Origin of the sequence: Corallococcus sp. AB018, assembly GCF_003986945.1 — a bacterium.
GTDB classification, from domain to species: Bacteria; Myxococcota; Myxococcia; order Myxococcales; family Myxococcaceae; genus Corallococcus; species Corallococcus exiguus.
This window is the reverse complement of record NZ_RAWR01000489.1, coordinates 1-585: the sequence shown is the minus strand read 5'-3', so window position 1 is coordinate 585 and position 585 is coordinate 1. Positions and strand designations below refer to the sequence as shown.

Below are 585 nucleotides of genomic sequence, written 5' to 3'. Positions count from 1 at the left end.
TGACGTACCGGGAGCTGGACGCGAAGGCGAACCAGCTCGCGCACCGTCTGCGCGGACTTGGCGTCGGGCCCGAAGTCCGCGTCGGCCTGTGCGTCGAGCGCACCGAGGACCTCGTCATCGGCGCTCTCGGCATCCTCAAGGCCGGTGGCGCCTACGTGCCGCTGGACCCCAGCTACCCGCGTGAGCGCTTGGGCTGGCTGCTGGAGGACGCCCAGGGCCCTGCACTCGTCGCGCACTCCCATCTGCTCTCAGCGCTTCCGGAGACATCCGCCACGCCGGTGTGCTTGGACTCTGACGACGTGGAGCTGGCGAAACAGCCGACGACGGCTCCGGTGGTGGACATCCACGCCGGACACCTCGCCTACCTCATCTACACCTCCGGCAGCACAGGCCGTCCCAAGGGCGTCGCCATCTCCCATGGCAACGCCGTCTCCTTCCTCCACTGGGCCCTGACTACATTCTCGCCGGAGGAGTTGAAGGGCACCCTCGCCGCGACGAGCCTCAACTTCGACCTCTCCGTCTTCGAGCTCTTCGCGCCGCTCTCCAGTGGTGGTGCGGTGGTCGTGGCACGCAACGCACTCCACC

1 protein-coding gene is annotated in these 585 nt (G+C 68.2%); it reads left to right on the top strand.

Translation table 11 applies throughout. The features are described 5' to 3' along the window. Nucleotides 1-585: AMP-binding protein (locus tag D7Y11_RS42845; protein WP_148139297.1), on the top strand; the 585-nt coding region annotated here is incomplete at both ends.